Origin of the sequence: Mucilaginibacter sp. (assembly GCF_039921305.1) — a bacterium.
GTDB lineage: Bacteria > Bacteroidota > Bacteroidia > Sphingobacteriales > Sphingobacteriaceae > Mucilaginibacter.
In genome coordinates this window covers 1-2,667 of record NZ_JBDSCA010000070.1, presented here as the reverse complement: position 1 = coordinate 2,667, position 2,667 = coordinate 1, and the positions used below count along the sequence as shown (strand labels likewise).

General features: G+C 41.1%; 3 protein-coding genes and 1 pseudogene. All 4 read right to left on the bottom strand.

Annotated elements, in window-relative coordinates:
* Positions 1 to 577 (bottom strand): ion transporter (locus ABIN91_RS19925; protein WP_348053205.1); only part of this gene is annotated, 577 nt, incomplete at its 3' end.
* Positions 578 to 728: 151 nt separating this feature from the next.
* Complete coding sequence (locus ABIN91_RS19920; RefSeq protein WP_348053203.1) at positions 729 to 1,526, bottom strand: succinate dehydrogenase/fumarate reductase iron-sulfur subunit; 798 nt, start codon at positions 1,524 to 1,526, stop codon at positions 729 to 731.
* Positions 1,527 to 1,530: 4 nt separating this feature from the next.
* Positions 1,531 to 2,205 (bottom strand): hypothetical protein, encoded by a 675-nt coding sequence (locus ABIN91_RS19915; RefSeq protein ID WP_348053202.1) that lies wholly within the window; start codon positions 2,203 to 2,205, stop codon positions 1,531 to 1,533.
* A 3-nt stretch (positions 2,206 to 2,208) separates the two neighbouring features.
* A pseudogene (locus ABIN91_RS19910) lies at positions 2,209 to 2,667 on the bottom strand (fumarate reductase/succinate dehydrogenase flavoprotein subunit); the annotation flags it as partial.

The window sequence follows — 2,667 nt, the reverse complement described above, 5'->3', positions numbered from 1 at the left end:
GAACAGCTGCTATAATTCTGCCTTCCGTTGTTACCGGAAACTTGTCACCATAACCTACTGTAGTAATAGTTACATACGCCCACCATATCGCATCTTCGGCAGTTTTTATGTTGCTACCGGGGTCTTTTTCTACCTGTAAAATAGCGATTGATGAAAATATAATGAGCAAAATGGCTAATATGGCAGCTGAAGTAAAAGTTCCTTGAGCTTTGTTCTTAAAAACATGATTGATAAATTGTTGAGTTGAGCGGAAAGCTCGTATCAATCGTAATAAACGAATAAGTCTCAATAGTCGTCCGGCTCTTAAATAACTTATTGCAGGAATGCTTGAGATTAAATCTATCCATCCCCAATGCATAAATTTGGCTTTATCAGGTGCCATGAATAGTCTGAAACAGAAGTCTCCAAAAAAGAAAATGCAAATTCCATTATCTATATATGTTAACAATAAAGAAGTTTGAGGGGGAAGCGTAAAAACAGTGTCAACTAAAATAGCTCCAAGGACATAAATAGATAATACAAATACAATAAGGTTGAGTAGGCCTAGTTGTTGGTCATTACCGTTCTTTATGTTCATAATTGCTTAAGATTAGGTAATAAATATAGCTATTGCCTAACATAACTGCAATACACCATTGTTTGACGTGTCTGTATTTTAAAACTACAGCTACAAAAAAAGGCCCGAAGAAATATCCCCGAGCCTAATCCAATTGTTCTTTATTAAAAAGTTATTCGCCACCGCTATTGCCGTGGTCGTGTATTTTTTCCTCGCGGAATAGTTTAGCACTGAAAAAATCGTTATTCATACGAGATATGTTCAGTAATGAAATCTCTTTAGGGCATTCAGCTTCACACGCACCGGTGTTGGTACAGCTACCGAAGCCTTCTTCGTCCATTTGCGCTACCATGGCTTGTACACGGCTCCAACGCTCGGGCTGACCTTGCGGCAACATACCTAATTGTGAAACCTTAGCTGATACAAACAACATAGCCGAAGCATTTTTACATGCCGCAACGCAAGCACCGCAACCAATACAGGTAGCTGAGTTGAAAGCTTCATCAGCAATAATTTTCGGGATCGGGATGATATTGGCATCAGGTACGCCACCGGTATTTACCGATACAAAACCACCTGATTGCTGTATACGATCAAACGCCGAACGGTCAACCGCCAGATCCTTAATAACCGGGAAAGCAGCCGCGCGCCAAGGCTCGATAGTAACCGTTTCGCCGTCATTAAAGCTGCGCATATGCAACTGGCAAGTGGTAATAGCACCTTTAGGGCCATGCGGGCGACCGTTAATATATAACGAACACATACCGCAAATACCTTCGCGGCAATCGTGGTCAAAATGTATCGGGTCGTCACCTTTATGGGTCAGGCCTTCATTTACCACGTCAAGCATTTCTAAAAATGACATATCAGGCGAGATATTCTCTGCCGGGTAGCTTACCATTTTACCGCTGCTATTAGCGTCTTTTTGTCTCCACACCTTAAGTGTCAGATTCATGTTTCCGTCGCTCATTTTTTTAAATTTGAGTTGTGAGGTTTGTGTCGCGGGATGTAAACCCTGCTTTTAATCCCTCAACTTGTTCTTCGTTTATTAATACCGGCTTTTTTGAAACTTTCTTTTTTTCGTGAAAGCCTTCACAATATGTATTTGTATCTTCCAATTTAAACCCTTTAATAAGATCTATATCGTTTTTACGTTTATGTTCGCCCCAGGCAAAAAACCGTTCAAAATAAGGCAGTAGTTTGCTGGTTTTTATCTGCTCATAAAAATATACTTCGTGCTCCTTTTCTTTCAAACTCATCTCGTACAATATCTCGTCGTGATCAGTTAACCCCAAAGCATTAAAAAGTCTTTTCATGCGCACGTACTCGCATACGTTACCGCTTTCTAAATTGCCTGCAAAGTAAAAAGGCATAAACCAGCCTATTACATAGCAGCTTGCACTTATCGTTTTGCCAATGATGTAATTTTTTACCTCCAGCCATTTTGATACCGGCACCTGGTAAAGGTCCATCATTTTTAAAACTTCTTCGCGGTGGTTCCACTCGTCTATCTCAATTTGTTTGATAGCTAGTTTCTCCGCTTTATTACTAACAGATCCGGCATGTCCCTGGTAAGCAAACGCTGCAGCTTTCTCGGCCGAATATGCTTGCTTTAGCAGGTTTACCAATGCTGGATCGCTTAACCGCATTTTTTATTTATAACTACGCTGAGAAGGATGAACAAATTCAAAGTTCAACGCTTCCTTATGCAATTCTTCCTGCTGATTCTCGCCTTTATATTGCCATGCACCAACAAACGAGAATACCTCGTCGTTACGCATCGCTTCACCTTCTTCGGTTTGAGATTCTAAACGGAAGTGACCGCCGCATGATTCATTACGCATCAGGGCATCATCAACCATTAGCTCGCCTAATTCTATAAAGTCGGCTACACGGCCTGCACGTTCCAGGCAGTTATTCACCTCTTCGTTTTGGCCAACTACTAAAGCATTTTTCCAGAAATCAGCCTTAAGGGCTTGTATTAAACCTTTGGCTTTGGTCAACCCTTCGGCAGTACGGGCCATTCCGCAATATTCCCACATAATGTGGCCCAGGTCGCGGTGGTACTCGTTAACTGTTTTATTTCCTTTTAATGCTAATAATGAATTGAT

Excerpts from the sequence above, each read along its gene's own strand:
- ABIN91_RS19920 (WP_348053203.1), bottom strand. The coding sequence starts at position 1,526 with ATGAGCGACGGAAACATGAATCTGACACTTAAGGTGTGGAGACAAAAA.
- ABIN91_RS19915 (WP_348053202.1), bottom strand. The coding sequence starts at position 2,205 with ATGCGGTTAAGCGATCCAGCATTGGTAAACCTGCTAAAGCAAGCATAT.